Source organism: Prosthecobacter sp. (assembly GCF_044222345.1).
Lineage (GTDB): Bacteria > Verrucomicrobiota > Verrucomicrobiia > Verrucomicrobiales > Verrucomicrobiaceae > Prosthecobacter.
This window is the reverse complement of sequence record NZ_JBGANL010000070.1, coordinates 1-22900: the sequence shown is the minus strand read 5'-3', so window position 1 is coordinate 22900 and position 22900 is coordinate 1. Positions and strand designations below refer to the sequence as shown.

At 59.2% G+C, this 22900-nt stretch carries 22 protein-coding genes; 14 read left to right on the top strand and 8 right to left on the bottom strand.

The window, feature by feature from the left end; all coding sequences use genetic code 11:
* Positions 1-224: 224 nt before the first annotated feature.
* Positions 225-1799 carry a glycerol-3-phosphate dehydrogenase/oxidase gene (locus ACILSL_RS23965; RefSeq protein WP_395734600.1) on the top strand — a complete coding sequence of 525 codons (1575 nt, stop codon included), beginning with the start codon at positions 225-227 and terminating at the stop codon, positions 1797-1799.
* A 235-nt stretch (positions 1800-2034) separates the two neighbouring features.
* Here the strand turns inward: ACILSL_RS23965 and ACILSL_RS23960 are convergent, their stop codons facing one another.
* Positions 2035-4761, bottom strand: a complete 2727-nt coding sequence (locus ACILSL_RS23960; RefSeq protein WP_395734599.1) for a P-loop NTPase fold protein — start codon at positions 4759-4761, stop codon at positions 2035-2037.
* A 45-nt stretch (positions 4762-4806) separates the two neighbouring features.
* Positions 4807-5490, bottom strand: a complete 684-nt coding sequence (locus ACILSL_RS23955) for a hypothetical protein (RefSeq protein ID WP_395734598.1) — start codon at positions 5488-5490, stop codon at positions 4807-4809.
* Positions 5491-6258: 768 nt separating this feature from the next.
* Here ACILSL_RS23955 and ACILSL_RS23950 point away from each other — a divergent pair.
* The 5 genes from ACILSL_RS23950 to ACILSL_RS23930 all read left to right on the top strand — a co-directional run bounded on the left by ACILSL_RS23950 (position 6259) and on the right by ACILSL_RS23930 (position 9333).
* A complete protein-coding gene (locus tag ACILSL_RS23950) occupies positions 6259-6432 on the top strand; it encodes a hypothetical protein (RefSeq protein ID WP_395734597.1) in 174 nt (57 codons plus the stop codon).
* Positions 6407-6685 (top strand): hypothetical protein, encoded by a 279-nt coding sequence (locus ACILSL_RS23945; RefSeq protein WP_395734596.1) that lies wholly within the window; start codon positions 6407-6409, stop codon positions 6683-6685. The genes ACILSL_RS23950 and ACILSL_RS23945 overlap by 26 nt, the downstream gene beginning before the upstream one ends.
* Positions 6664-6960: a hypothetical protein gene (locus ACILSL_RS23940; RefSeq protein ID WP_395734595.1), complete on the top strand. Its 297-nt coding sequence runs from the start codon at positions 6664-6666 to the stop codon at positions 6958-6960. Before ACILSL_RS23945 ends, ACILSL_RS23940 begins: the two co-directional genes overlap by 22 nt.
* Before the next feature lie 809 nt (positions 6961-7769).
* Positions 7770-8183 (top strand): HNH endonuclease, encoded by a 414-nt coding sequence (locus ACILSL_RS23935; protein WP_395734601.1) that lies wholly within the window; start codon positions 7770-7772, stop codon positions 8181-8183.
* A 199-nt stretch (positions 8184-8382) separates the two neighbouring features.
* Positions 8383-9333 (top strand): sugar nucleotide-binding protein, encoded by a 951-nt coding sequence (locus ACILSL_RS23930; RefSeq protein WP_395734594.1) that lies wholly within the window; start codon positions 8383-8385, stop codon positions 9331-9333.
* Between the two features lie 554 nt (positions 9334-9887).
* On the opposite strand, the gene ACILSL_RS23925 is transcribed toward ACILSL_RS23930, so the two are convergent.
* Positions 9888-12476 carry a protein kinase domain-containing protein gene (locus ACILSL_RS23925; protein ID WP_395734593.1) on the bottom strand — a complete coding sequence of 863 codons (2589 nt, stop codon included), beginning with the start codon at positions 12474-12476 and terminating at the stop codon, positions 9888-9890.
* Between the two features lie 105 nt (positions 12477-12581).
* Between ACILSL_RS23925 and ACILSL_RS23920 the strand changes: the two genes are divergently transcribed.
* The 4 genes from ACILSL_RS23920 (at position 12582) to ACILSL_RS23905 (ending at position 15139) form a co-directional block, all read left to right on the top strand.
* On the top strand, positions 12582-13760 hold the full coding sequence (locus tag ACILSL_RS23920) for a Gfo/Idh/MocA family protein (RefSeq protein ID WP_395734592.1): 1179 nt from the start codon (positions 12582-12584) through the stop codon (positions 13758-13760).
* Positions 13761-14386: 626 nt separating this feature from the next.
* Positions 14387-14647 carry a hypothetical protein gene (locus tag ACILSL_RS23915; RefSeq protein WP_395734591.1) on the top strand — a complete coding sequence of 87 codons (261 nt, stop codon included), beginning with the start codon at positions 14387-14389 and terminating at the stop codon, positions 14645-14647.
* Between the two features lie 4 nt (positions 14648-14651).
* Complete coding sequence (locus tag ACILSL_RS23910; protein ID WP_395734590.1) at positions 14652-14849, top strand: hypothetical protein; 198 nt, start codon at positions 14652-14654, stop codon at positions 14847-14849.
* Positions 14846-15139 carry a type II toxin-antitoxin system RelE/ParE family toxin gene (locus ACILSL_RS23905; protein ID WP_395734589.1) on the top strand — a complete coding sequence of 98 codons (294 nt, stop codon included), beginning with the start codon at positions 14846-14848 and terminating at the stop codon, positions 15137-15139. The genes ACILSL_RS23910 and ACILSL_RS23905 overlap by 4 nt, the downstream gene beginning before the upstream one ends.
* On the opposite strand, the gene ACILSL_RS23900 is transcribed toward ACILSL_RS23905, so the two are convergent.
* Complete coding sequence (locus tag ACILSL_RS23900) at positions 15136-16284, bottom strand: 5-(carboxyamino)imidazole ribonucleotide synthase (protein WP_395734588.1); 1149 nt, start codon at positions 16282-16284, stop codon at positions 15136-15138. The two genes, ACILSL_RS23905 and ACILSL_RS23900, sit on opposite strands and share 4 nt — an antisense overlap.
* Positions 16281-16802, bottom strand: a complete 522-nt coding sequence (gene purE / locus ACILSL_RS23895) for a 5-(carboxyamino)imidazole ribonucleotide mutase (RefSeq protein ID WP_395734587.1) — start codon at positions 16800-16802, stop codon at positions 16281-16283. Before purE ends, ACILSL_RS23900 begins: the two co-directional genes overlap by 4 nt.
* An 88-nt stretch (positions 16803-16890) precedes the next feature.
* Between purE and ACILSL_RS23890 the strand changes: the two genes are divergently transcribed.
* From ACILSL_RS23890 to ACILSL_RS23875, 4 genes are all read left to right on the top strand, one after another.
* Complete coding sequence (locus ACILSL_RS23890; protein ID WP_395734586.1) at positions 16891-17487, top strand: hypothetical protein; 597 nt, start codon at positions 16891-16893, stop codon at positions 17485-17487.
* A complete protein-coding gene (locus tag ACILSL_RS23885) occupies positions 17477-17857 on the top strand; it encodes a hypothetical protein (RefSeq protein ID WP_395734585.1) in 381 nt (126 codons plus the stop codon). Before ACILSL_RS23890 ends, ACILSL_RS23885 begins: the two co-directional genes overlap by 11 nt.
* Complete coding sequence (gene pyrF / locus ACILSL_RS23880; RefSeq protein WP_395734584.1) at positions 17854-18606, top strand: orotidine-5'-phosphate decarboxylase; 753 nt, start codon at positions 17854-17856, stop codon at positions 18604-18606. The genes ACILSL_RS23885 and pyrF overlap by 4 nt, the downstream gene beginning before the upstream one ends.
* Before the next feature lie 84 nt (positions 18607-18690).
* Positions 18691-20499, top strand: coding sequence for a lysophospholipid acyltransferase family protein (locus ACILSL_RS23875; protein WP_395734583.1), 1809 nt, complete (start codon positions 18691-18693; stop codon positions 20497-20499).
* A 225-nt stretch (positions 20500-20724) separates the two neighbouring features.
* On the opposite strand, the gene hpf is transcribed toward ACILSL_RS23875, so the two are convergent.
* The 3 genes from hpf to ACILSL_RS23860 all read right to left on the bottom strand — a co-directional run.
* On the bottom strand, positions 20725-21321 hold the full coding sequence (hpf, locus tag ACILSL_RS23870) for a ribosome hibernation-promoting factor, HPF/YfiA family (RefSeq protein ID WP_395734582.1): 597 nt from the start codon (positions 21319-21321) through the stop codon (positions 20725-20727).
* Between the two features lie 30 nt (positions 21322-21351).
* On the bottom strand, positions 21352-22200 hold the full coding sequence (lptB, locus tag ACILSL_RS23865; protein ID WP_395734581.1) for an LPS export ABC transporter ATP-binding protein: 849 nt from the start codon (positions 22198-22200) through the stop codon (positions 21352-21354).
* 2 nt (positions 22201-22202) lie between these two features.
* A partial coding sequence (locus tag ACILSL_RS23860) for an LptA/OstA family protein (protein WP_395734580.1) occupies positions 22203-22900 on the bottom strand: 698 nt, incomplete at its 5' end.

Here is a 22900-nt window from a genome sequence, read left to right as displayed (position 1 = left end):
TCAATCGTCAATCACACCCGCCCATCGCCCCCCTTCAGCCCACCCGATTCACGATTGTCCACGGCCGAATCTCCAAGCCTCCGCCCCCTCTGCCCCTTTGCCCCTCTGCGGCAAACCCGAACCTCCTCCTCGCGCAGCGAGCCCTCCGTAGCACGCAGTGCGAAGGACGGGCAGCCCTCACTCCGCTCTTCCCTTCCACCCCCTCGCCCCCTTAGAATGCCCCCATGAACCGCGAGCACCTCCTCTCCCAGCTCTCCGCCCACACCGGCCCCTTCGACATCGCGATCATCGGCGGCGGTGCCACCGGTCTCGGCGCCGCGGTCGATGCCGCCTCACGCGGCCACTCCGTCATCCTCATTGAGCAGTCCGACTTCGCCAAGGGCACCTCCTCCCGCTCCACCAAGCTCGTCCACGGCGGCGTCCGCTACCTCAAGCAGGGCAATGTCTCCCTCGTCCTCGAGGCCCTCCGCGAGCGCGGCCTCCTCGTCCGCAACGCCCCCCACCTCGTCCACAGCCTCCCCTTCGTCATCCCCAGCTACCACTGGTGGGAGGGCCCCTTCTACGGCATCGGCATGAAGGTCTACGACACCCTCGCAGGGCAGCTCGGCCTGGAGCCCTCACGCTCCCTCTCCCGCGAGGAAATGATCCACCTCCTCCCCACCCTCGAAACCGACGGCCTCTCCGGCGGCGTCGTCTATCACGACGGCCAGTTCGATGACGCCCGCCTCGCCATCCACCTCGCGCAAACCGCCGTCAATCACGGCGCCATCGTCCTCAATCACACCCGCTGCGTCGGCCTCATCAAGGAAAACGGCCACGTCATCGGCGTCCAGGCCGAGTGCGTCGAATCCGGCCTCCAGCACGAAATCCGCGCCCGCTGCGTCATCAACGCCACCGGCGTCTTCGTCGACTCCGTCCGCCACATGGACGACCCCAAGGCCGACACCATCGTCGCCCCCAGCCAGGGCGTCCACCTCGTCCTCCCCCGCGAGTTCCTCCCCGGAGATTCCGCCATCATGATCCCCCGGACCGACGACGGCCGCGTCCTCTTCGCCGTCCCCTGGCACGGCCGCGTCATCATCGGCACCACAGACACCCCCGTCCACCACGCCACCCTCGAGCCCCGCGCCCTGCCAGATGAAATCGCCTTCCTCATGACCCACGCCGCGCGCTACCTCACCCGCGATCCCCAGCCCTCGGACGTCCTCAGCATCTACGCCGGCCTCCGCCCCCTCGTCGCCATGAAGGAAAAAAACGGCGACACCGGCACCACCGCCGCCCTCTCGCGCGATCACACCATCCTCGTCGCAGAATCCGGCCTCATCACCATCACCGGCGGCAAATGGACCACCTACCGCCGCATGGCGGAGGACGTCATCGACCACGCCGAAATGGTCGGTGGCTTCGGCATGCGCCACTGCACCACCCACACCCTCATGATCCACGGCTCCGCCACCGTCCTAGATCAGCACGATCCCCTCGCCGTTTACGGCAGCGACGCCGCCGAGATCCGCACCCTCGCCACCCAGCACCCCGACTGGGCCGCCAAAGTCCACCCCCGTCTCGACCTCATCGGCGCCGAAGTCATCTTCCACGCCCGCCACGAAATGGCCCGCACCATCGGCGATGTCCTCGCCCGCCGCAGCCGCAGCCTACTATTAGATGCCCAGTCCAGCATGTCCGCCGCCCCCAAAGTCGGCGCCCTCATGGCCACCGAACTCCACTGGCCCCCCGAAAAAACCTCCCACGAAATCGACCGCTTCCAAAAACTCGCCTGCGGCTACATCCTGGAGGGCTAGGCAAAAGGCGCCAGCAAAGTGGTCCGCACAGTCCCCTGTGCGGCGCTCCGCCCGCTACCCAGCCCCGCGCTACGAACAGTCGACGTCCCTGAACACAGTGGGTAGGGCGGCTTGTCCTCAAGCCGCCGCGAGCGTCTCCAGGCTTCCTTCACGGAAATCAGCCGACGCATCAGCAAAGTGGTCTGTACACGCCGTGTGCGGTGCCCCGTCACCATGTTATAAACTTGCAAAACTCTTAGGTCTTGGGGCCATCAGAAACAGCATCGTTCTTGTCTTTTGCTTGAGCAACTTTGAGTGCGTTTTCCGCATACTCACAAACCCTTTGGCCGAATTCCTTATCGCGTTTGGAGAGGCCTTCCTGTTGAGCATTGCTCTGTGCTACTAAGCGGAGAACAGTCATACTATTATTTTTAAAAAAAGCCTTCAGCAGCAAAATGTCAAATCCACCCGTATCCTTCTTTTGGAAAGCTCTGTAGAGCTGAATACCCATTCGGGTTGGCTCCATAGCGAGTTCGTGAAGAATTAAAGATACCAGCCAGTTAAAGTGTTTTCCCTTTCGATGCATGGAAGTGGGTAAACAGACCACATTCCTGAGGATATCTCTAAGAGTCGTGTAAAAGTCAGGTCTCACCAACGAAACAAATTTGCCATCGGAACACTTCCAACTTTTCTGAAATGCTTTCAAAGCTTTCTGCCGAAGATGTTTGAATTCCTTTGCGTTATGAAAATGAGATTTCGCGAATTCAAATAAGCAAATAGCATCATCCAAATCGGTAGTCATGGCATTCTGAATTTCGACCAAAAACTGCTTCCGCAACTCCGAGGATTCAATGCTGCCCTCCTGAGCAGGTCCAAGCCATCCGCGAATCCATACAAAGGCATCATTTACAGAATGAAACTCAGAGAGGCGATAGGGACGAGCAGATCGAAGAAAATGCCATGCAAAGTCTTTCTCAAGACGTTGTTTCAACCCGGGCGTTCCATCTATAAACAATGAAACAGCGGCACGGTTGAAGGGGGATGCGAGGCATGATTCTGTGAATGTTTTGAAGTCATTGTGAAACAGAGCGTCTTTGATTTGTTTCAGGATTTCTTGATCCGTGTAATTATCACTGCCTGTTGTTCGGGTAAGAAGTCGATCCCAGTATATTAAAGATCTATTCGAAAACACCGTTTGGCTTGAGAATATTGGCCAGCGAAGTTTGGTTTCAAACCAACGTTCCTGCCTCGCCTGAGATTCGAACCAGTGAGGGAATCCGGGCTGAAGAGAACCAGGCAGGATCCTCGCAAGGACAGTTCGCAATTGTTGCGGATTGGCGGTTGATCTTTCGATAGCAAGACTTAACTGACCGGAAAGAAGATTCACTCTATTTTCCTCATCGCTTTGCTCCTCATCTTCTGAGCTTATTAGCGAGAATTCCCGGTAATGCAGAATAATAAAATTGAATGCCGGACTTGCGCAATGCTGGACAGTAAGAACGCAAAGAAGCTCATAAAGGTCTACTTCGCCTTTCAAGGAGTCCCAAACATGCCGAAGATCACGCAGTACATATTTCAGTTCGCGCGGTGTTCTAATGAGTGAAGATATTGCTAAAAGGCCCATGCTCGGCTCATACTCATCCTCAAGAGGTGAAATATTTGCCAAATTTTCACCTTCGTCGGAAAACCATAGCCGGGGATTAATGAAATCCCACGCCTTAGTGCAGGTACAATCGTTTAGCGTCCTGGCGAGCATGATTGCGCTAAACTCAGGTGCGAGCACGGTAATTGGTTCGACAACCTCGGCGATTTTTGGGAAATCAATTTCGGATTTCTCGCCTGCCGTCAGAATGAAAGATAGTCTTTCGATCTTCTTTAGTCGATACAACATTGCCTGAAGCTTCCGCTGATCAAAGTCGCTATCATTCCGGTCAGTGTCCTCGATCACAAAGACAAGTCGAATATCCATAGCTTTAAGGATTGGCGTGAACCTCTCCAGAACAGCGTCGGGATTAGGAGTGGCGTCCACCAGCTGCGCTATAGCGCCCATCCAATCACTACCTTCTTTCAAAGCTTCAGCGTAAGAGTGCGGAAGTCTTCTGAGCGAAAGGCAGTCCACATTCTCCTGCAACACTGTGACAGCCTTTTCAAGAATAAATTCCTGGCCTGCTACCGTTGAGAATCCCCAACAATCTACATAAACGAAAAGCATGTGAGGCACCTGATCCATCGCGCTGTCTTTGACAATGAGCGTTGTTGAGGTCTTCCCTGATCCGAAAGGGCCCTGAATGACAACGCTCTGATATGAATCGGCATCACCATCGGTCCTTCTAGTTTGTAGTGCCTTTAGCACCCTGCGGGCTCTCGGGGCAGCCTGGAACCAGTCGCTTTCACAATTAACGACAGGTGCTTCAGAATCAATCCACCCGTTGAGTTGAGGCAAAGGCAGTGCCGTTAGCAGCTCCCTCGCTCTCGGGCGGTCAACAAATGCCGGATTGATAACAGTGCTTGCTTGCCTCTGCTGTTGGGCTTTCGCTATCGCAAAGAACAAAAATCCAGTGGATGAAATCGAAAGATTCAGCCAAGCCAATATTTCAATCCATCTTGCAGGATCGTCGGTGTCGCGGCCAATAACGACACAGATAGTGATCAACCAAAAGCTGAGAGGAACACCAGACAGGGTAGGTGGCCACTGAGCCATATGGCCGAAGTGAGCAAATCTTGGCCGGATCAATGACCATAGAAACCACAACGCACCAATCAGAAAGGTCGATGGTGCTAGCCAAGGCAAAACTACAGACATTCCGGCTAAACCAGACTGGAAACCTGTAAAGGCACTCCGCAATACAGCCCCAAGTGGAAGGCCAAACACCGCTCCCAAGACACTGTAAAAGCTTATGTCAATCCAGCGCGGAGGGAGACGGAATGCTTTCAAAATGCTTCTCATGTTATAAAAAAGAGCAACAATTGTCGGCAATGCCAAGCGGATCTCATATACTTCCCGGTCCCGCTTTTAAGGATAAATCGCTTATCTTTTCACCTCGTCCAAAATATCGCTTTGAGTCGGATAGAAGTTGTTTCTGTATCCATAGTTCGGATGGTAAGTTCTGAAAGAATTGCGTGGAAGCCCTTCAGCCACAACTCTTGACAATTCGCGCGCTGGCCTTGCATTCACTGCCTCAAAAGTAACTTTTCCGAAGATTGTTTCGATATGGCGGTCGTAGTTTGGTCCCGACAAAAATATTATCACATCTGGCTTCAATATTTTTAACTCCTCGCGAATCACTTCGAACCAATGGGACTGCCAATCAATGACAGACTCGGGAGGCGATCCACGATCCCAAGCTTTGCCGATTTTGACAAGATTGTTCGCCGTAAAGCGACTGGAAGAATCTAGTTCCAAAAAGGCATTTTGAAATGATTTAACACCATTCCAGTACTGTCCGCCGTATTCGAAGGATTTGATGTTAACAAAATCGTGATAGACCTGCTGTAGATGGTCCACGCCCTTTGTTTCAGCAAAAGGGCCTTCCCATCCGTTGGTCTCTTGACCGAAGTAGGCCACCTTGAGTTTCGATGTTTCGTAGTCGTCAGGCACGCGAATCAACTGGGGATTGGCAGGGCCTCCATCCGCGTTCGATGGCAATCCATCGAGAGTTTGGAAGGACTTCTTCATGGCTTCATTGTAGAGATTGGAAAGTTTTGTATTCATATATAGAATTGGCTTTGTGGGGTTGTGAGGACAAATACCACCATGATTAGCTTAAATAAATACGATCTGCCACTTGGAATCTTCTCTCCGGATCCACTGGCGTAAAACTGGGTGCCAAAATGCCGCCCAAACCAAAAAACAGCTTACGACGGCACCAAAAAAAGATGCCAGGCATTTTTTAAGCAGCTCAACGGTGTCCAAAGCTCGGAGGCCAAAGAGCCCTCATGGAGATGAATACGAGGGCATCGCAACACCTTGAGCGGGTTCGATATTTACCTGCGTGCCGGGGATTGCGAAGGGAGCGCTCTGCAGCTGCAAACCGCTCAAGAAACCGCACCTTCAGAGTTGACTTCAGACGGTCATGAAATTTTTGTTTATGGCCTCACCCCCTTCTGACACTGCTCTTCCTGCGCGTTTTTTCACCCCGCTGCTCAAAGACTGCCCCGATCCTCGCCGACGCGGACTGTTTTTATGGCCTCGCAAGTCTCAAAAGTGCCGGCGATTCTGAGCCCGGCTCTGCGCGCATGCACGCACCGTGCTGCCGATGCCTCATTCCACCTATGTCCTGCGCCCATGGGGACAAAGGCGACAAGCAGGCCGTTCTCTACAGCCGCAACCTGCGCAGCGGCTGCTCGACCGCCTCACCGTCTGCGACCAGCAGGCGCGCAAGAAGGAACACGACATGCGTGCGCCGACGCGGGGACTCGCCGCTGCGCCTGGGCGTTCAACGCTGTCTCCAGCCCCAGGACCGCGGCAGGGGAGTTTGCAGTGGCACCAGCCAAGCTGGGCAGCGGCATCTACATGCTCAGCCGCTGCAAGGCCAACATGGCGCTGCTGCCCTGCGGCGGCTCGGGGTGCGCGGAGATCAACGCGCTGTGCGCGCACGAACTCGTGGGCATGCGCCACCAGCGGGCTGATGCCAAGAAACCGCACCTTTCATGACGTGGTCGCCGACCGCGCAGCGGCTTTGTTTTCCTCAGGCGCGCAGAAGGAACACGACATGCTGCGCTCAAACGACAGCTCGCCGCGCTGCGCCGGGCGTGCTCCACGTCTGGGACTGCTCTACCGCATTCCGCTGGGAGATCGAGAAGAGCTGGCGGGTGAAGAACAAGCTCGGCGAAAGAAGGCCTGGGCCACCAGCGCCACGGCCAAGAGCATGCGGGCGCCCAGTTCGTGGGCACCGCCACCAGCGTGAACCTGCTGCAGAACTCGAACATGGAGTTCCTGCACTGCTGGATGCGCCGGCGTGCTGGCAACGTCTACCGCATGCGCTGGGATGACGCGCCGGCATGCACGCTCGGGAGCAGGCCGAGCGCTGGCGACCAAGGCATGCAGGCGCAGTCTTGCCCAAGACACTGCTGCCTCACACAGAAGATCACGCAGCACTGCGTCAAACGCGCCGTGCATCCGCTGGAGCAGCTGCGGCGCCGACCAACATCCCCTGGCAGCAAGCAGTGCCGTCCACTGTGACCCTTTATCCGCTGGGTAGCTGCCCAGCTCTGGCTCAATCTTGGACACCGTTGAAGCAGCTCAACGACAAAGTGTTGATTGGCGCGCCCTTAGATTCACCTGCCTGATCCGGTCCGGGTGCGCATTGCCGCCCGAGGTGGATCCACTCAGGTGCCTTGATCAGCATCTCCTCAGCGTGCTATCAGCGGTTCAAAACCCTTCTCCCAGCATCCCACTCGCCCCCTCATCTGCAGTGAAATGAACCTTCTGCCATCCGGTTCCCTCCCCATCCGTGCTGGTCGTGTCATCCGTGGTTAAAATCTCTTCTTCGCTCGCCTCCGTGGCCGATCCCCTCAGTTGCCTCCATCAGCGTCTCCTCAGCGTCCTATCAGCGGTTAAGACCCTCCGCTTTACCCTCCGTAGCTCGCAGAGCGAAGGATGGGCTCCCTGCTCCTCTGGCCGCCGAACCACTGCAAACCATCGCCAACAACCGCAAACCACTGCCAACCACCCTCGGCATTGACAAACCAAGCCCATCTCCGATTTTCTCCCCATGCCTGCCACCATTCCCGCACCCGAGACATGGATCCGCTCCATCGGTGATTTGCGGCTGCCGCCCGAGACGGACCGGCATCTGCAGGACCTCATGGACCACCCCCCACTGCTGACAGCCATCCTGCAACCCGCGCCATCCGCAGGAGCTCGCCGCCCTCGCCGCATGGAGCGTCCTATCAGCGAAGACCCTCCGCTCCTCCCGCGCCGCAGAAGGATGGGCTCCAACTCCTCGGTCGTCGGCCAACGCAAACCACTGCCAACCTCCCGGCTTCAAACTGTACCATCTCGTCCAGACACGCGCTGGCGAGCGCCTGCGATGCTGCCCCGGATGGACCAGTCACCTCAGATGGCCTCCTGCCGCGCAAAGCAGAGTTCATTTCGAGCATGTGGTCCCCCGCACCTGCGGTGGCGGCACCACACCGGAAAATCTCGCCCTCGCCTGTCCCGGCTGCAATCTCCACAAATCAGACCGCTCTCACGCCACCGATCCCGGCACGAATCTTTCCGCGCCGCTTTACCATCCGCGCCAGCATCTTTGGTCAGAACACTTCGCCTGGCAGGACACCCGCATCATCGGCCTCACCCCCACAGGCCGCGCCACCATCAGCGCCCTCGACTTGAATCACCCCCGACGTCTGCGGGTCCGCGCCGCCGAAGCCCTCTTCGACCTCTTCCCGCCGCCCCTCTAGCTCCAGTCCTCCGTCATGTCCTACGTAGCTCGCAGAGCGAAGGAGGAAGCTCGAGCGAAGGATGAGCTCCCTCCGGCCTGCTTCCACGCCTCTGCGTGGCCTTCCGCTGTCCACACGTCGCCCCGGTTCGCTTCCCCAACAGTTGCATTTCAAGAACCGTGGGTTAACCCACGTGAATGACCCGCACAAGGCAAGCTGAATGATTCTACTCCTGGGCAGCAGTGGCTACATCGGTCAGGCATTCAAAACGGTCCTCGATGAACGGGGTGAGCCGTATGCCACATTGCCCCGCTCCGAGGCCAGCCACGCAGGCTTTTCATCCCTCACCACCTGGTTGAGGATCCATCAGCCATCGTTTGTCATCAATGCCGCTGGATACACCGGCAAGCCCAATGTGGATGCCTGCGAGATCTTAAAAGCGGAAACCCTCAAGGGCAATCTCCTGTGGCCCTCCGTACTCGCCCATGCCTGCTCCTTGCTGCAGATCCCCTATGGGCACGTCTCCTCAGGCTGCATCTTCAATGGCGCCCATGTGAGGCATGCCACCCATTGGAAAACGGAGACCGATCTCAGCACCAGTGCGATGGCGGCACTGCTCAGGAACTCACCCGAAAGGATACGCGGATTCAGCGAGACGGACATTCCCAATTTCACCTTCAGACAGCCCTCATGCAGCTTTTACAGCGGCACCAAGGCTTTGGCCGAAGAGGCGCTCATGAATCTGGGAAAAGGCTATCTATGGCGGCTTCGCCTCCCCTTTGATCATTGGGACCACCCTAAAAACTATCTGTCCAAACTGCTGCGTTATGAACGGGCCTATTACAATGTGAACTCCCTGTCACACCGGCTCGATTTCGCCAGGGCCTGCCTGGACTGCTGGCACACAAAAATACCCTTTGGCATCTACCACATGACCAACCCGGGGTTCGTGTCCACGTCAGAAGTGATCGACAGGATCAAGGAAACCCTGCGCCCCAAAAAGAAGTTCATCTTTTGGGAAAGTGATGCGGAGTTTTATGCTCATGCAGCTTCAGCTCCGCGCTCGAACTGCATTCTCGAGACCGGCAAACTGTCCGCCGCCGGCATTCACATGCGCCCCATCACCGAGGCCCTTGAGGAGTCCTTGACCAAGTGGACGCCGCACGATTGAAGCGCGCCGCACGCAAATGGGGTCAGTGTGCAAATAAAGCGTTTCCCAAAACGGCTTTCCGAAATGCCCCTTCCTGCCGCGCTGCTCCAGGGCTGGTAGGGATGCGTTGTGCGCGTCCCTCTTTTCGGGTCTGTGGCACCCGCAGGCTCCCCAAAAGGTGCGCCGTCCTTGCCGCCTTCTACAGCGTGATGGCAAAAAACGCTGCGGGAGATGGAGCGCTGGGAGAGATGCGGTGCTCAGGGGCCGCGAGACAGCGCTGGGACGAAGGATTCCACGGACGCGCACAACGCATCCCTACCAGCCCTCAGGCATCATGACCCTCCAGGGGCCATCGGGCATTTCCAGACATCCTTACCGGAAATGAGTTTTGCGAATGGCTATAAAAAAATCCGGCGAATCCCACCCTCCTGCAAATCCCGTTCAAACCTGACCCCATCGCCAACCGCAACCAACCTGCAAGATTGCCAGATCCGACACACAGAAACCGCCATTTCTCCAGCAAGAAACACCTCACGTCGCATGACGATCCTTGACCTCCAGCCGCCTCCTCTCCCTCACCCCTTTCCCTTCACCGCCGCCTCCCAGGCCCCCAGTTCCTCCGGCACGGGTGCCTTCGGATCGGCAGCTTGGACCGCCTTCCAGGTCTTGAGGGCGAAGTCGGCGATGTATTCGAGGTAGTCGGGCTCCAGTTTGGAGGAGGGTTCGGCGAGGGTCTGGCGCCACGCGTCCCGGGCGTGCTTGAGGGCCTGGGTGGTGCGGCCCTGCCGGAGGCGGATGTGGGCCATGGCGCGGAGGTCATCGAGGCGGTTTTTGTAGCTGGCGTTGTGCGCGGCGTGGTTCTCGTAGATCTGATGGTGAAGCTGCCAGGCCTCCTCCAGATGGCCGGCACCCTCCTGGGCACCAGCCAGGGCGGCGAGGGCGCGGGTGATCATCGTCTCCGTGCCGCCCTGCTGGGCCACGCGCAGCCCCTCCTGGGCGGCGGCGATGGCAGCATCCGGCTGCTTCATGCCACGATAGGCCGCGCTCTGCGTCTCAAAGGCCACCTGCAGGTCTTCCCGCAGGGTGTCTGCGCGGGCGTCTTCCTGGGAGATGGCGGCCGTGCGCTGCCGGATGAGGTCGATGGCCTCCTGGGTGTGCTGGATGGCCTGGGCCTGCAGGCGGGCGCGGTTTTCGATCTCGGCGAGCCAGATGAGCTGGTGGGGCAGATTGGGGGCGTCCGGCTGCTCTTTTTTGAGACGCTGCACCACGCTGCCATGCATTTCCGCGGCTCGCGCGTGGTTGCCACGATGGATCATGAGCTCCACCAGCCGAATATCAAACTCCCACTGGTGCATGGCGAGATCCCCGCTCTGTTTCGCCAGAGTGATGCACTCCTGAATCTGCTTCTCCGCCGCATCAAACTCCCGGGCGGACTCCAGGGCCTCGGCATGGGACATGAGAATTTTGTGCAGTTCCACGCCACTGAGGTTCTTCTGGCGCGCTTCGGCCACCGCCTCGGCACTCGCCAGCGCCGCCTCTTTGCCACGGCGCAGCTTCGTCCATGCGCGCACCAGCATGCCCTGTGCCCGGAACCAGTTCGGGCTGCCGCGCCCCTCATGCTGCTCGATGTGGGTGCGGAGGGATGTGAGGAGATCGACGGCCTCGATGCGGGAGCCGTGATCGACGGCCATGATGAGGTGCTGGAAGGCGGCCTCGCGGGCGGCGGGATTCTCCGGCCCCAGCCGTGCAGCAGTAAGCTCCGCAGTGCGTCTTAATGCACCCAGAGACAGCTTGCGGTCGCTCATGAGATCGAAGAGGCGGGCGACGCGGCCCATGAGCTCGATCTGGAGATCGGGGTCCTGGCGCATGTCCTCGATGCGCTGCTGGCTGGTGATGAGGGCGAGGCGGAGGGCTTCGGGGTTGCGGCCGTTGCGGATTTCTTCGGCGACCTCGGTGAGGAGGCTGGTGAGGAAGGCGGCGGACTCGCGGCTGCGGAGGGACTCGGACTCGGCGCGGAGCTGGGCCTCGCGGGCGAGCCTGGCCTGCCAGATGGCGACGCCGGCACCGGTGACCAAAGCGAGCACACTGATGCAAGCCGCTGCAAAAGCCACGCGGTGGCGTCTGATCCAGCGGGAGGCGATGTAGGCAGTGCTGGGGGGATGGGCGGAGACGGGGGCGCCATCGAGGAAGCACTGCAAGTCGGCGGCGAATTCGGCGGCGCTTTGGTAGCGGCGCTGCGGCTCCTTTTCCAAAGCGCGGAGGGCGATCCAGTCGAGATCCGCAGGGAGCTTTGAGACATCCATGCGCACCTCTGGGGAGGGTGACGACGCAGGAAGGATCCTGGTGGTGAAACTGGTGGAAGGACGCGGCGGGTTTTTGTCGCGCACGATGCGCCAGAACTCCTGCCGGGTCTGGCCCTGCTTCGTCAATTCGGCAAACGGCGGGCTGCCGGTGAGCATTTCGTACAGCACCGTGCCCAGGGCGTAGATGTCGCTCCGGGTGTCCACGCTGCCCACGTCTTCGATCTGCTCCGGGGACATGTATTGCGGGGTGCCCATCACGAAATTCGCCTGGGTGGCAAAGGTCATGGCCTCGATGCCACCGGTGGCGAGCGCCTTGGCGATGCCGAAGTCGATGATCTTGGGGACGGGCCGGCCATCCACCTCGGTGACGAGGATGTTGGTGGGCTTCAGGTCGCGGTGGATGACGCCCTTCTGGTGCGCATGCTGTACGCCACTGCATACCTCCCGAAACAGCGTAATACGCTCCCGCAGCGGCAGGTGGTGCTCTTCACAAAAGGCGGTGATGGGCCTGCCCCGCAGCAGCTCCATCACAAAAAACGGGCGGCCATCCGGGGACATGCCGGCATCGAGCATGGTGGCGATGCAGGGGTGCTCCATGGCGGCGAGCATGCGGCGCTCCTGCTCGAAACGGGCGAGGATCTGGCGGGAGTCCATGCCGCGCTTGAGGAGCTTGAGGGCGACCTCGCGCTTCAAGGGCTGGGACTGCTCGGCGCGCCAGACGAGGCCGAAGCCGCCTTCGCCGAGTTTTTCCACCAAGCGGTAGGGGCCGAGGAGATCGCCGGGTTTTTCTTCTCCGCATTCCAGGGGCCCCATCCCATCGTCGGGAGGGGTGGCTGAGAAATCCGTGGAGTCAGGAGGCATGGGACGGGGCTGAGTATCCCTAAGAACGTGGGATGAGCCATCAATTCATGCAGCGAGTACTTTGCCGCATTGACCAAGCCCCTCCTCGCGCTTCACTGCGGCTGCATGACTCCTCTCCACCAACTTCGCGCCGGCATCATCGGCACCGGCTTCATCGGCCCCGTTCATATTGAGGCCCTTAAGCGGCTCGGCGTGACCGTGAACGGCATCTGCGGCTCCACCAAAAGCGCCAGGCAGGTGGGCAATCTGTGGGGGATCCCGGAGATCTACGGGGACTATGACCATGAGGCGATGTATGCGAGCCCGAACATCGACGTGGTGCACATCACCTCACCGAACAAAGTGCATGTGGAGCAGTGCCTGCAGGCGCTGGAGATGGGCAAGCATGTGATCTGCGAGAAACCGCTGGGGATGAACGCGAAGGACACGCAGCTGGTGGTGGATGCGGTGCGCAAGGGCGGCAAGAAGGGCCCGGTTTTTGCCGTGAACTACATGTGCCGATTCTTCCCCGCCATCCTGCAAATGCGCGCCATGGTGGCTCGCGGGGACCTGGGCAAAATCATCCACGTGCAGGGGCATTTCTTCCAGGACTGGCTGCTGCATGAGACCGACTACAACTGGCGCATCCTGGCAAGCGAAGGCGGGAAGCTGCGCGCCGTGGGCGATGTGGGCACGCACTGGATCGATGCGGTGAGCTTTGTGCTGGGCGCGAAGGCTCAAAGTGTGTTTGCGCACGTGGAGACTTTTTACAAGACGCGCAAGCGGCCGAAGGGCGAGGTGAAGACCTTTGCCAAGGTGGACCCGAAGAAGATGGTGGACTACAAGGTGGACACGGAAGACTTCGGTAGCGTGCTGCTCAAATTTGGCAAGGCGAAGCATGGTTTTGCAGATGGCGTGCATGCGAATGCCTTCATCTCCCAGGTGGCGGCGGGGTGGAAGTGCAGCCTGAGCTTTGGCGTGTATGGGACGAAGGGCAGCGTGAGGTGGAGTCTGGATCAGCCGAATGAGCTTCTGGTGGGACGACGCGATGAGCCGAATCAGATCATGCACCGCGGGACCCCGGGATTTCTGGAGGATGTGGCGAACTACACGGACTATCCGCCCGGCCATGCGGAGGGCTTCAGCGATGCGCACAAGATGCACTACCGCGCGGTGTATGAGCACATCGCGAGCGGGAAGAAGACTCCCGTTTTGTTTGCGACGGAGGAGGACGGGCACCACGAGATCAAGCTGTGCGAAGCGATGCTTGAGAGTACGGAGAAGGGGGCGTGGGTGAAGGTGTAGGAGTTGGGAGCTTTGTTGGGCAACAATCTCAAAACCATGGACACCACACTGCCAGTCCGCATCTCTTTTCGCAATGGTCCGAGCCTTCATGTGGGCGCGTCCATTGAAGAGGTTATTGCGATCATGGGATCACCATCGGAACAGTGGGACGATGGAGTCGAAGCTTATTTGGGGTATCACTTTCCCACACATGAGATTTCGTTCTCCTTTGAAGTGAGACACGAAGGGGCCAGTGCAACCTGGCTTACGACTTGTGAGGTTTGGGTTCACCATAAGCTTCCTTGCATCAAGGATTATGACGTCGTCACATCTTCAGAAAATGGGGGCCTCCGGAAAACCTACGAGCATCTTCCGTTGTCTGAGGCGTCAAAACGAATGTCTGATGCCAATCACTCGCATGGAATAGCGAGCCATTGGATTTCAAGTTCTGGATCTCTATTCGACACCCCCTAGGCGGCTTTTACGTATTCTACACCGGCTCGAAAGCGGTGTGGCGCTGCGCTTCCCACCAATTGATTCGCTCCGCTCACCCTCCGGGCAGCCTTCGGCTGTCTACCTTCGCTAGTGAGCGTGGGGGCATTTGAAGAGGTGCTCGATTTTTGGGAGATTGAGGGCAGTGGTGTGGAATGAACTGGCTGGCGCATCTTTATCTGTCGGAACCGGAGGTGGAGTTTCGGGTGGGGAATTTGCTGCCGGACTGGGTGGGGCCGTGGGAGATGGTGGGGCTGGCGGAGGGGTTTCAGAGGGGGATCGCGCGGCATCGGAGGATTGATGCGTTTACGGATGCGCATCCGGTGGTGAGGCGGGAGGTGGGGACTGCTCTTCTGCTTGTCGATCCTGATGACCCAAGTGTGGTCTTGAGAAATGTGTGGATGGCGGCATCTTGAGAACATGAAAACCAAGGCCAAAGCTGTCAGCGCTAAAACCCAGGCACGCAGGTTGATTGACAAGCTGCCGGCATCGGCGTCTTGGGATGATGTGATGCAGCAGATTTATGTGCGTCAAAAAATTGAGGCCGGACTCGCGGACCTGAACGCAGGGCGTCGTCATTCGCAGGCCAGCATCAAGCGTGAGTTTGGCGTGGCGTGAATGTTTTCTGGTCCAGCCAGGCGCGGAAAGATTTGCGAAGCATCCGGGCCTTTATCGCCAAAGATTCGTCATTCTATGCTGATCGAATGGTGACTCGAATCATCGAGCGAACGGACGTTCTGGCGCATCATCCACAAGCGGGACATCCCGTGCATGAAGCACTGGATTTGGATGTCAGGGAGGTTCACGTAGCGTCTTATCGCATCATCTATCGAGTGCTCCTTGATGAAGTGGAAATCGTCACGCTGGTACATTTTGCGCAGCGTTTGAATCTCAAGAAGCTTCGTTAAGCCGCTCCGATCCCCAGGGCGTTGCGGATCTTGAGGGCGTCTTCGAGGGCACGCTCGATGGTGTCTCCTAACACGGTGAAGTGGCCCATTTTGCGGCGGGGGCGGGCTTCGCGTTTGCCGTAGAGGTGGAGCTTGGCGAGGGGATGATTGAGGACGGGGGACCAGTCGGGGTGGACGAGGGGGGCGGGCCAGACGTCGCCGAGGAGATTGACCATGACGGCGGGGGTGTGCTGGGAGGCATCGCCGAGGGGGAGGCCGCAGACGGCGCGGTGCTGCTGCTGGAACTGATTGGTACGGCAGGCGTCGATGGTGTAGTGGCCGCTGTTGTGGGGACGGGGGGCGATCTCGTTGACTATGACTTTGCCGGCGGTGGTGACGAACATTTCGACGGCCATGGTGCCGACGTAGTCGAGGCCTTCGGCGACGGCCTGCCAGAGGGCGATGGCCTGCTGGGTGATCTGGGGATCGACGCGAGCGGGGGCGATGGTGACGTCGAGGATGTGGTGGGTGTGCTGGTTTTCGACGCAGCCGTGGGTGGCCATGCTGCCATCAATGCTGCGGGCGCCGACGACGGAGACTTCGCAGTCGAAGGTGACCCACTGTTCGACGACGGCGCGCTGGCCGGTGAAGCTGCTCCAGGCTTCGGCGAGGTTGGTCTCGGCGGTGACTTTGCACTGGCCTTTGCCGTCGTAACCGAAGGCGGCGGTTTTGATGACGCAGGGGCGGCCGAGTTCGGCGACGGCGGCTTCGAGGCCGGGGAGGTCGTCGATGACGCGGAAGGGGGCGCAGGCGATGCCTTGATCGCGGAGGAAGTTTTTTTCGCGCTCGCGGTGCTGGGTGGTGATGAGGGCGCGGGAGCCGGGACGGAGGGGCTTGACGGCTTCGACGGCGGCGAGGCAGGAGGCGGGGATGTTTTCGAACTCGGCGGTGACGACATCGACCTGCTGGAGGAAGTTATTCAGGGCCTCGGTGTCGGAGTAGGCGGCGTTGATTTCGAGGTCGGCAAACTGGCCTGCGGGGCAGCCCTGCGCTTCGTCGGTGAAGATGGCGACGCGGTGTCCGGCGCGACGGGCCTCCAGGGCGAGCATGCGGCCGAGCTGGCCGCCGCCGAGGACGCCGATGGTGGAGGGTGGGGGGAACTTCATGCCTTGGGTGCGGCTTCGAGTTCCTGCTGGCTTTCGAGCACTTTTTGGGTCTGGCGCTCGCGGAAGGTCTTCAGTTTTTCGACGAGCTCGGGATTGTCGTTCGCGAGCATGGAGACGGCGAAGAGTCCGGCATTGAGGGCGCCTGCGTTGCCGATGGCGAAGGTGGCGACGGGGATGCCGCCGGGCATCTGGACGATGGAGTAGAGGCTGTCCACACCGCTGAGAGCGCGGCTTTGCACGGGCACGCCGAGGACGGGGATGGTGGTCATGCTGGCGGTCATGCCGGGAAGGTGGGCGGCGCCGCCGGCACCGGCGATGATGCACTTGAGACCCCGGCCAGAGGCGGTGGTGGCGTAATCGTAGAGGAGCTGGGGGGTGCGGTGGGCGCTGACGACTTTCTTTTCAAAGGGGATGCCGAAGTCGGTGAGCACCTGGGCGGCATTTTGGAGGGTGGGCCAGTCGGAACTGGAGCCCATGATGATGCCCACGAGGGGCTGGCTGGCGGCGGTGTTGCTCATCGGGTAAAGAAAGGGAGAATGGCGGGAGGGAGACGCGGCACAAATTTTTTCTGGCTGAGATTTACCGGCCGGGCCACAGTTGGGGCTCATGATTGCGAAATTCAATCGCGGGCAGGTCTTTGGGGCAGCACGCGGTCTGGCGGGGAGTGCTTTCTGCTATGCTCTGACGTGGGTGTTCCTGCACCGGGTGGCGTCGGCCTTGCTGGGGGCATTCAATATCTCCGCGACGCATGCCACTTGGCTAAGCTGGCTGATGGTGATCGTCATGACTTTCAGCGGATGGCGCACTTGGAAAGGCGGCCAGGGCTTTGAGAACTATGCGGAATCTGTCTTTAGCCCTGATCTGACAGGCAGCGACGAAAGAATGTGGTCACGTAAGATGGACAACCCAGGGCAGGAGCTGAGGGGAACGGCCTATGTGCTGAGCCAGCTGTTTCTGAGCGGACCGCTGCTGTTGCTGAAGAACCTTCATCGTATTCGGACGCGTGTCCCGGAGGAGGCGGGGCTGGAGCAGAAGCTGGCTGATTTGCTGGCGGTTCTGCACGCGGCGAACAAATGGCAGGGACTCGCGGATTACCCAGGGCAGGAGCGCGAGGTGTTGCTGCTGAACTTGATGAAGAAGATCGATTTCAGCCAGCACAAAGGGAATGTTCGTTTTAAAGCCAGGAACTCCGATGGAATTTAATTTTGAATGGCGTCGCCTGCTGTTGCTGGCGGTTTTATTGGGAGGGTTTGCCATTCTTGGCGGCTTTTCCGCCCCGCAGGCCGATGAAGAGCATTCACCGGCGAGGGCGAGGAAGGCATGGTTCTACTGCGTCCTGTTGTTTAAGACCGGAGCGGCGTGTGCCTCTGTGATGGATCACTACACCGGGACGATGAGTCATTCGAACCTGCGCCCAGCTTATGTTCTGCTGGGTGGGCTGCTAATGGGGACGGGTTTGTTGTGGATGAAAATACTCAAGGATGAGGTCGCAAAACCGCCCCCTTTCGCTGGAGTGATCGTTTACCAAGGCCCTTGCTCGAAGCCTCAGGCTGTGCCAAGCCATTTGGCATGACTTTTCTCGACAAACTGAATCAACGTATCGCCAAGACTGGATCCAACCTTTGCGTGGGGCTAGATGTGAGGGCGGAGAATGCGGAGGAATCGACGAAGCGGTGGATTCTGGAGGTGATCGAGCAGACGGCGCCGTATGCGGCGGCGTTCAAGCCGAATTCGGCCTACTTTGAGGCGCTGGGCTGGCGCGGGATGAAGATGCTGGAGGAGATTTTGCAGGAAATTCCGAAGGAGATCCCGGTGGTGCTGGATGTGAAGCGCGGGGACATCGGGGAGACGCAGGGCTATTACGCGAAGGCCTGTTTTGAAGCGATGAACGTGGATGCGGTGACGCTGAACGCCTACATGGGCCGGGACACGCTGGAGCCGTTTTTGAAATACACGGACAAGGGGCTGTACCTGCTGGGGGTGACCTCGAATCCGGGTGCGAAGGACATTGAACTGCAGCCAACTGGCGACCGCCAGGTGTATGAACTGGTGGCCGCGATGACCGCCGGGCATCCGCAGGCGGGGCTGGTGGTGGGACTGACGAATGCGGCCCCGAATGTGCTGGATCACATCCCGGACGTGCCGCTGCTGATTCCGGGACTGGGTGCCCAGGGGGGCGATCTGGCGGCGCTGAAAGGCAGCGGGCGGAAAGCGCCGCTGCTGGTGAATGTGTCCCGAGGCGTTCTTTATCAAAAGGATGAGCTGACGTTTGCCGGCCGGGCGGAGTTCTGGATGGGGCAAATCAAAAGTGCGCTGAACTGACTCTTTCACAGTCAAGAATGGCAACATCGAAACGCGGATGGCGCTTGATTGAAGCGCATTCGAGAGGATGTGTGAACCGTTCTCATGGTTATCGATCTCAGCGAGCATCTCAAAACCCCTTTTCAGCGCCGAATCTACCGTCTGATCGGCCCCACCCTGGAAAAGGCGCTGGGACTGACGGGCTTTGAAGCCTGCTACAAGGAGTCTTCGCGGCTGTTCAAGCTGCACCCGCAGCACCCGAATGTCTTTGCGTGGTTTGATTCTGTGGCGCATTCGCTGAGCCTGCAGGAAGAAGTGGATCTGCCGGCTGAGTTTGAGTTCCCCAAACAGGGGCCGCTGATCATCGTGGCCAATCATCCGTTTGGGGTCATTGATCCTGTGATGCTGGCGCGCTGGGCGGGGCAGTTCCGGCCTGATCTGAAGGTGATGACGAATTCCCTGCTGCTGGCCATGAAGGAACTGGCAGATCATGTGATTCCGGTGGACCCCTTTGGCGGAGAAGGTGCCGCAAAGCGCAACCTGGCTCCTATGAAAGAGGCGATCCGGCTGCTGCGCGGCGGCGGTGCGCTGATCATTTTTCCGGCGGGCGAAGTGGCCTCCTACAAACCCGGACGCGGCCTCGATGAGCCTGCATGGAGCAACCATGTGGGATCCCTGGTGCGCCGCACCCAGGCGACCGTGCTGCCGGTGTACTTCCCCGGCTCCAACAGCGCCTTGTTTCATGCCGCCGGAATGATCCACCCGCGTCTGCGCACGGGGCTGCTGCTGCGTGAGTTTTGCAACCGCGCGAACACTCCGGTGCAGATGAACGTGGGGCAGCCCATCCCCTACTCGCGCCTGAAGAAATTCGAGGATGATGAATCCCTCACGCGCTACCTGCGCATTCACACCTTTGTGCTGCACCAACGTGGCAAGGAAGAGACGGCCAAGCTGACGGTCACGGGTGAAAACGTCATGATCACACCGCCGTCTGAAACGGCACAGGCCCACATGGTGGAGGAGATCGACCGGATCCGCGCCCGTGGTGGCCGTCTGGTGGGACAGGGCGGTTTGTCGGTCTATCAGGCGCACTCCCATGAGATCCCGGTGCTGCTGCCGGAGATCGGGCGTTTGCGCGAAGTCACTTTCCGTGAAGTCGGTGAGGGAAGCGGCAACGACGTGGACATCGACAAGTATGACCGGTACTATGAGCACCTGATTCTGTGGGATGAGGAGAAGGAGCAGGTGGCAGGGGCCTACCGCCTCGGGCGTGCGGACATCATCCTGCGCGAGTATGGTTCCAAAGGCCTGTATACGAGCACGCTGTTTCGGTTTGAAAAACCGTTCCTGGCGAATCTGGAGCATGCGGTGGAGATGGGGCGCAGCTTCATCATCAAGGCGTACCAGCGCAACCTGGCCTCGCTGCCGCTGCTGTGGAAGGGCATCGCGCACTGGATCGCGCGTAATCCGCATTACAAAAAGCTGTTTGGCCCGGTGAGCATCAGCAAGGACTACAGCAGCCTGTCGCGGAAGATGATCGTGGAGTTTTTGCAGGACAACCGGATGCACCCGCATCTCTCGAGCTTTGTGAAGGCGCGCAATCCTTTCCGGTATATGCGCACGCGCCGGATGATGCGTGAGTTCATCAGCGCGGATCTGCAGAACGTGGACGACTGCTCTGCGCTGATCTCCAGCCTGGAGACGGACGGCAAGGGCATCCCGATTTTGCTGAAGCACTACCTGAAGCTGAACGCAACGCTGCTGAGCTTCAACGTGGACAAGGATTTCTCGTCGGTGGTGGATGGCCTGATCATGGTGGATTTCACGGAGACGGACGCGCGTCTGCTGGCCAAGTACATGGGCGAGGAGAACTGCCGGCAGTATCTGGCGAGCCACAAAAAAGAAGCGGCCTGAAATCAGGCCGCGTGAGCGGGGTGGAATGAGTCAGGCCATGCTCAAATGAAAACAGGTCTGTTTGCTCTGGCTCGTTTTCAACTGTTTGGCAGGGGGAGTTGATTACCTCTTACTCTCGCGAAACGTTTCCAGAGCGGCATCGGAGTGCCGCGCTCCCAGGGGGGCAAAAAAGAAGCGGCCTGAAATCAGGCCGCTCCGTGGGTGAGTTAAGGGACTGCTGACGCCTTATTTGGCGGCGGCTTCCATTTCGGGCTCGATGAGGCCGTAGTCGCCGTCTTTGCGGCGGAACAGGAGGGCGAGCTTGTGGGTCTTCTGATTGTGGAAGATCACGAAAGGACGCTCGCTGATTTCGAGATCCATGATGGCCTCGTCGGCATAGAGAGGGCGGATCTTGTATTTTTCCTGGTGCACGTAGGCTGGCTCGATGTGCTCGTCCTCGGTGTGCAGCACTTCCTGATGGAAGACCTGCTCCTCGATGTGGCGGATGGAGACTTCCTTGCGCGGGCGATGATTTTTGAGCAGGCGGGTCTTGTACTTGCGCATGCGCCGGGCGATCTTGGCGGCGCTTTCGTCGATGGAAGCATAGATGTCCTCGGTGACGGACTTGACTTCGATGACGATGTGATCGGCGCAGAAGAGAATGATTTCAGCGATGTGGCGGTGATGGTTCTGCACGTCGAGCACGACCTTGGCCTCAATGATGCGGGGATAATCAAGGTGGAGTCCTTCGATCTTCTTGTGAGCGTAATCGCGGATCGCATCGGTGACTTCCATGTGTCTTGCGGTGACGATGATGGGGAGGTTGACGTTGTGTTTTTGCATGGTGGTTCTCCTTTTTTGGTTGGATAAAAATTACATGGTGAACCCTTCGCCCAGATAGAGGCGACGGGCTTCGTCGTCATTGACGAGAAAGTCTTTGCTGCCGTGGCGGCGCACCTTGCCCTCAAAGATGAGGTAGGCGCGGTCCACGATGTTGAGGGTTTCACGGACGTTGTGGTCGGTGATGAGAATGGCGAGGCCGGCGCTGCGGAGCATGCGGATGATCTCCTGAATCTCGCTGACGGCGATGGGATCCACGCCGCTGAAGGGCTCATCGAGCATGAGGAGCTTGGGCGAGGTGACGAGGGAGCGGGCGATGGTGAGGCGGCGTTTTTCACCGCCGCTGAGGGTGATGGCAAGATTGTCGGCCACATGGTCGATGCCGAACTTTTCCATGAGGGACTGGGTCTGCTCCTCACGCTCCGCCTTGGTGTAGGGCTGAGTCTCCATGACGCCCATGATGTTTTCACGCACGGTGAGGCGGCGGAAGATGGACTCCTCCTGGGGGAGGTAGCCCATGCCGAGCCGGGCGCGCATGTACATCGGCTGATGGGTGGTGTCCTTGCCGTCGAACATCACCCTGCCGCCGTTGGGCTGCACGAGACCGACGATCATGTAGAAGGTGGTGGTTTTGCCGGCACCGTTGGGGCCGAGGAGGCCGACGATTTCGCCGCTTTTGACTTCGATGTCCACGCCATTGACCACGGCGCGGCCGTCGTAGACTTTTTTCAGTCCTTCGGTGTGCAGGAGGGTGTTGCTGTCAGGAACGATGGCCACCGGCGCACCGGGATCATCCGTGGCGCGCGGGAAATCAAGCTGGCGGGGGGGCGTAGATTCCCGGCCGCCCTCGTCCTTGGTTCTTTTCTTTCGCGGGGGGGCCATGGTCACTGCGGTGCGGGTGCGGGGGAAGCCGGACCATTCCTGCGGGGCGCGATCTCATCTCCCTGGAGGATGATGGTTTCATGGCCACCGGTGGTGGTGAGCTTGCCAGTCTTGTCGATGATCATGATGCAGCCAGCCTCAGTAGCTTTGTGAAGCTGATTGCCGTCCTGCAACTGCGGCCATTCGAGGAGGGTGGTCTGCTCGGTTTTGCCGTCGTAAATCAGGTGTTTGCAATGACCGATCTGAAGCGAACCATCTTCTGAAATTTTCTCGATGGTGACCATCGGGCCGCGAGCATCGGCTTTGTCGATGAGGGCGGCGGAGTTGGCGGGCTTTTTGGGAGCGGCGAGGATGTCCGCATCTTTGGCCGCAGGGCCGGTTTTTTTGGGCTTGGGAGCGCCGAGGACGCTGCCGCCTTGCTTGGCCATGAAGAGCTCCAATTCCTCGCACTCGATGTACATCTGAGAATTCCGCACCTTCACGTCACCCGTGTAGATACCATAATTGTTATTGACATCAAAGAACGCGCTTTTTTGAGCGGTGATGTCGATCTGGCCTTTGGTGGCCTTGGGGACCTCGTCCAGGTTCAAGGGTTGCAAAGGTTTGGGCTGCGGGCCCGTGGGGGGCGGCGGGGGCGGAGCTTGAACAACAGCCACCACGGGGGCGGGTGCTGGAGCAGGGGCTGGGGCCGATTCTGCGG

Excerpts from the sequence above, each read along its gene's own strand:
- ACILSL_RS23885 (WP_395734585.1), top strand. The coding sequence starts at position 17,477 with ATGGAATTTAATTTTGAATGGCGTCGCCTGCTGTTGCTGGCGGTTTTA.
- lptB (WP_395734581.1), bottom strand. The coding sequence starts at position 22,200 with ATGGCCCCCCCGCGAAAGAAAAGAACCAAGGACGAGGGCGGCCGGGAA.
- purE (WP_395734587.1), bottom strand. The coding sequence starts at position 16,802 with ATGAGCAACACCGCCGCCAGCCAGCCCCTCGTGGGCATCATCATGGGC.
- pyrF (WP_395734584.1), top strand. The coding sequence starts at position 17,854 with ATGACTTTTCTCGACAAACTGAATCAACGTATCGCCAAGACTGGATCC.
- ACILSL_RS23930 (WP_395734594.1), top strand. The coding sequence starts at position 8,383 with ATGATTCTACTCCTGGGCAGCAGTGGCTACATCGGTCAGGCATTCAAA.
- ACILSL_RS23920 (WP_395734592.1), top strand. The coding sequence starts at position 12,582 with ATGACTCCTCTCCACCAACTTCGCGCCGGCATCATCGGCACCGGCTTC.
- ACILSL_RS23900 (WP_395734588.1), bottom strand. The coding sequence starts at position 16,284 with ATGAAGTTCCCCCCACCCTCCACCATCGGCGTCCTCGGCGGCGGCCAG.
- ACILSL_RS23925 (WP_395734593.1), bottom strand. The coding sequence starts at position 12,476 with ATGCCTCCTGACTCCACGGATTTCTCAGCCACCCCTCCCGACGATGGG.
- ACILSL_RS23890 (WP_395734586.1), top strand. The coding sequence starts at position 16,891 with ATGATTGCGAAATTCAATCGCGGGCAGGTCTTTGGGGCAGCACGCGGT.
- ACILSL_RS23875 (WP_395734583.1), top strand. The coding sequence starts at position 18,691 with ATGGTTATCGATCTCAGCGAGCATCTCAAAACCCCTTTTCAGCGCCGA.
- ACILSL_RS23915 (WP_395734591.1), top strand. The coding sequence starts at position 14,387 with ATGAACTGGCTGGCGCATCTTTATCTGTCGGAACCGGAGGTGGAGTTT.
- ACILSL_RS23955 (WP_395734598.1), bottom strand. The coding sequence starts at position 5,490 with ATGAATACAAAACTTTCCAATCTCTACAATGAAGCCATGAAGAAGTCC.
- hpf (WP_395734582.1), bottom strand. The coding sequence starts at position 21,321 with ATGCAAAAACACAACGTCAACCTCCCCATCATCGTCACCGCAAGACAC.
- ACILSL_RS23965 (WP_395734600.1), top strand. The coding sequence starts at position 225 with ATGAACCGCGAGCACCTCCTCTCCCAGCTCTCCGCCCACACCGGCCCC.
- ACILSL_RS23910 (WP_395734590.1), top strand. The coding sequence starts at position 14,652 with ATGAAAACCAAGGCCAAAGCTGTCAGCGCTAAAACCCAGGCACGCAGG.
- ACILSL_RS23945 (WP_395734596.1), top strand. The coding sequence starts at position 6,407 with ATGCCAAGAAACCGCACCTTTCATGACGTGGTCGCCGACCGCGCAGCG.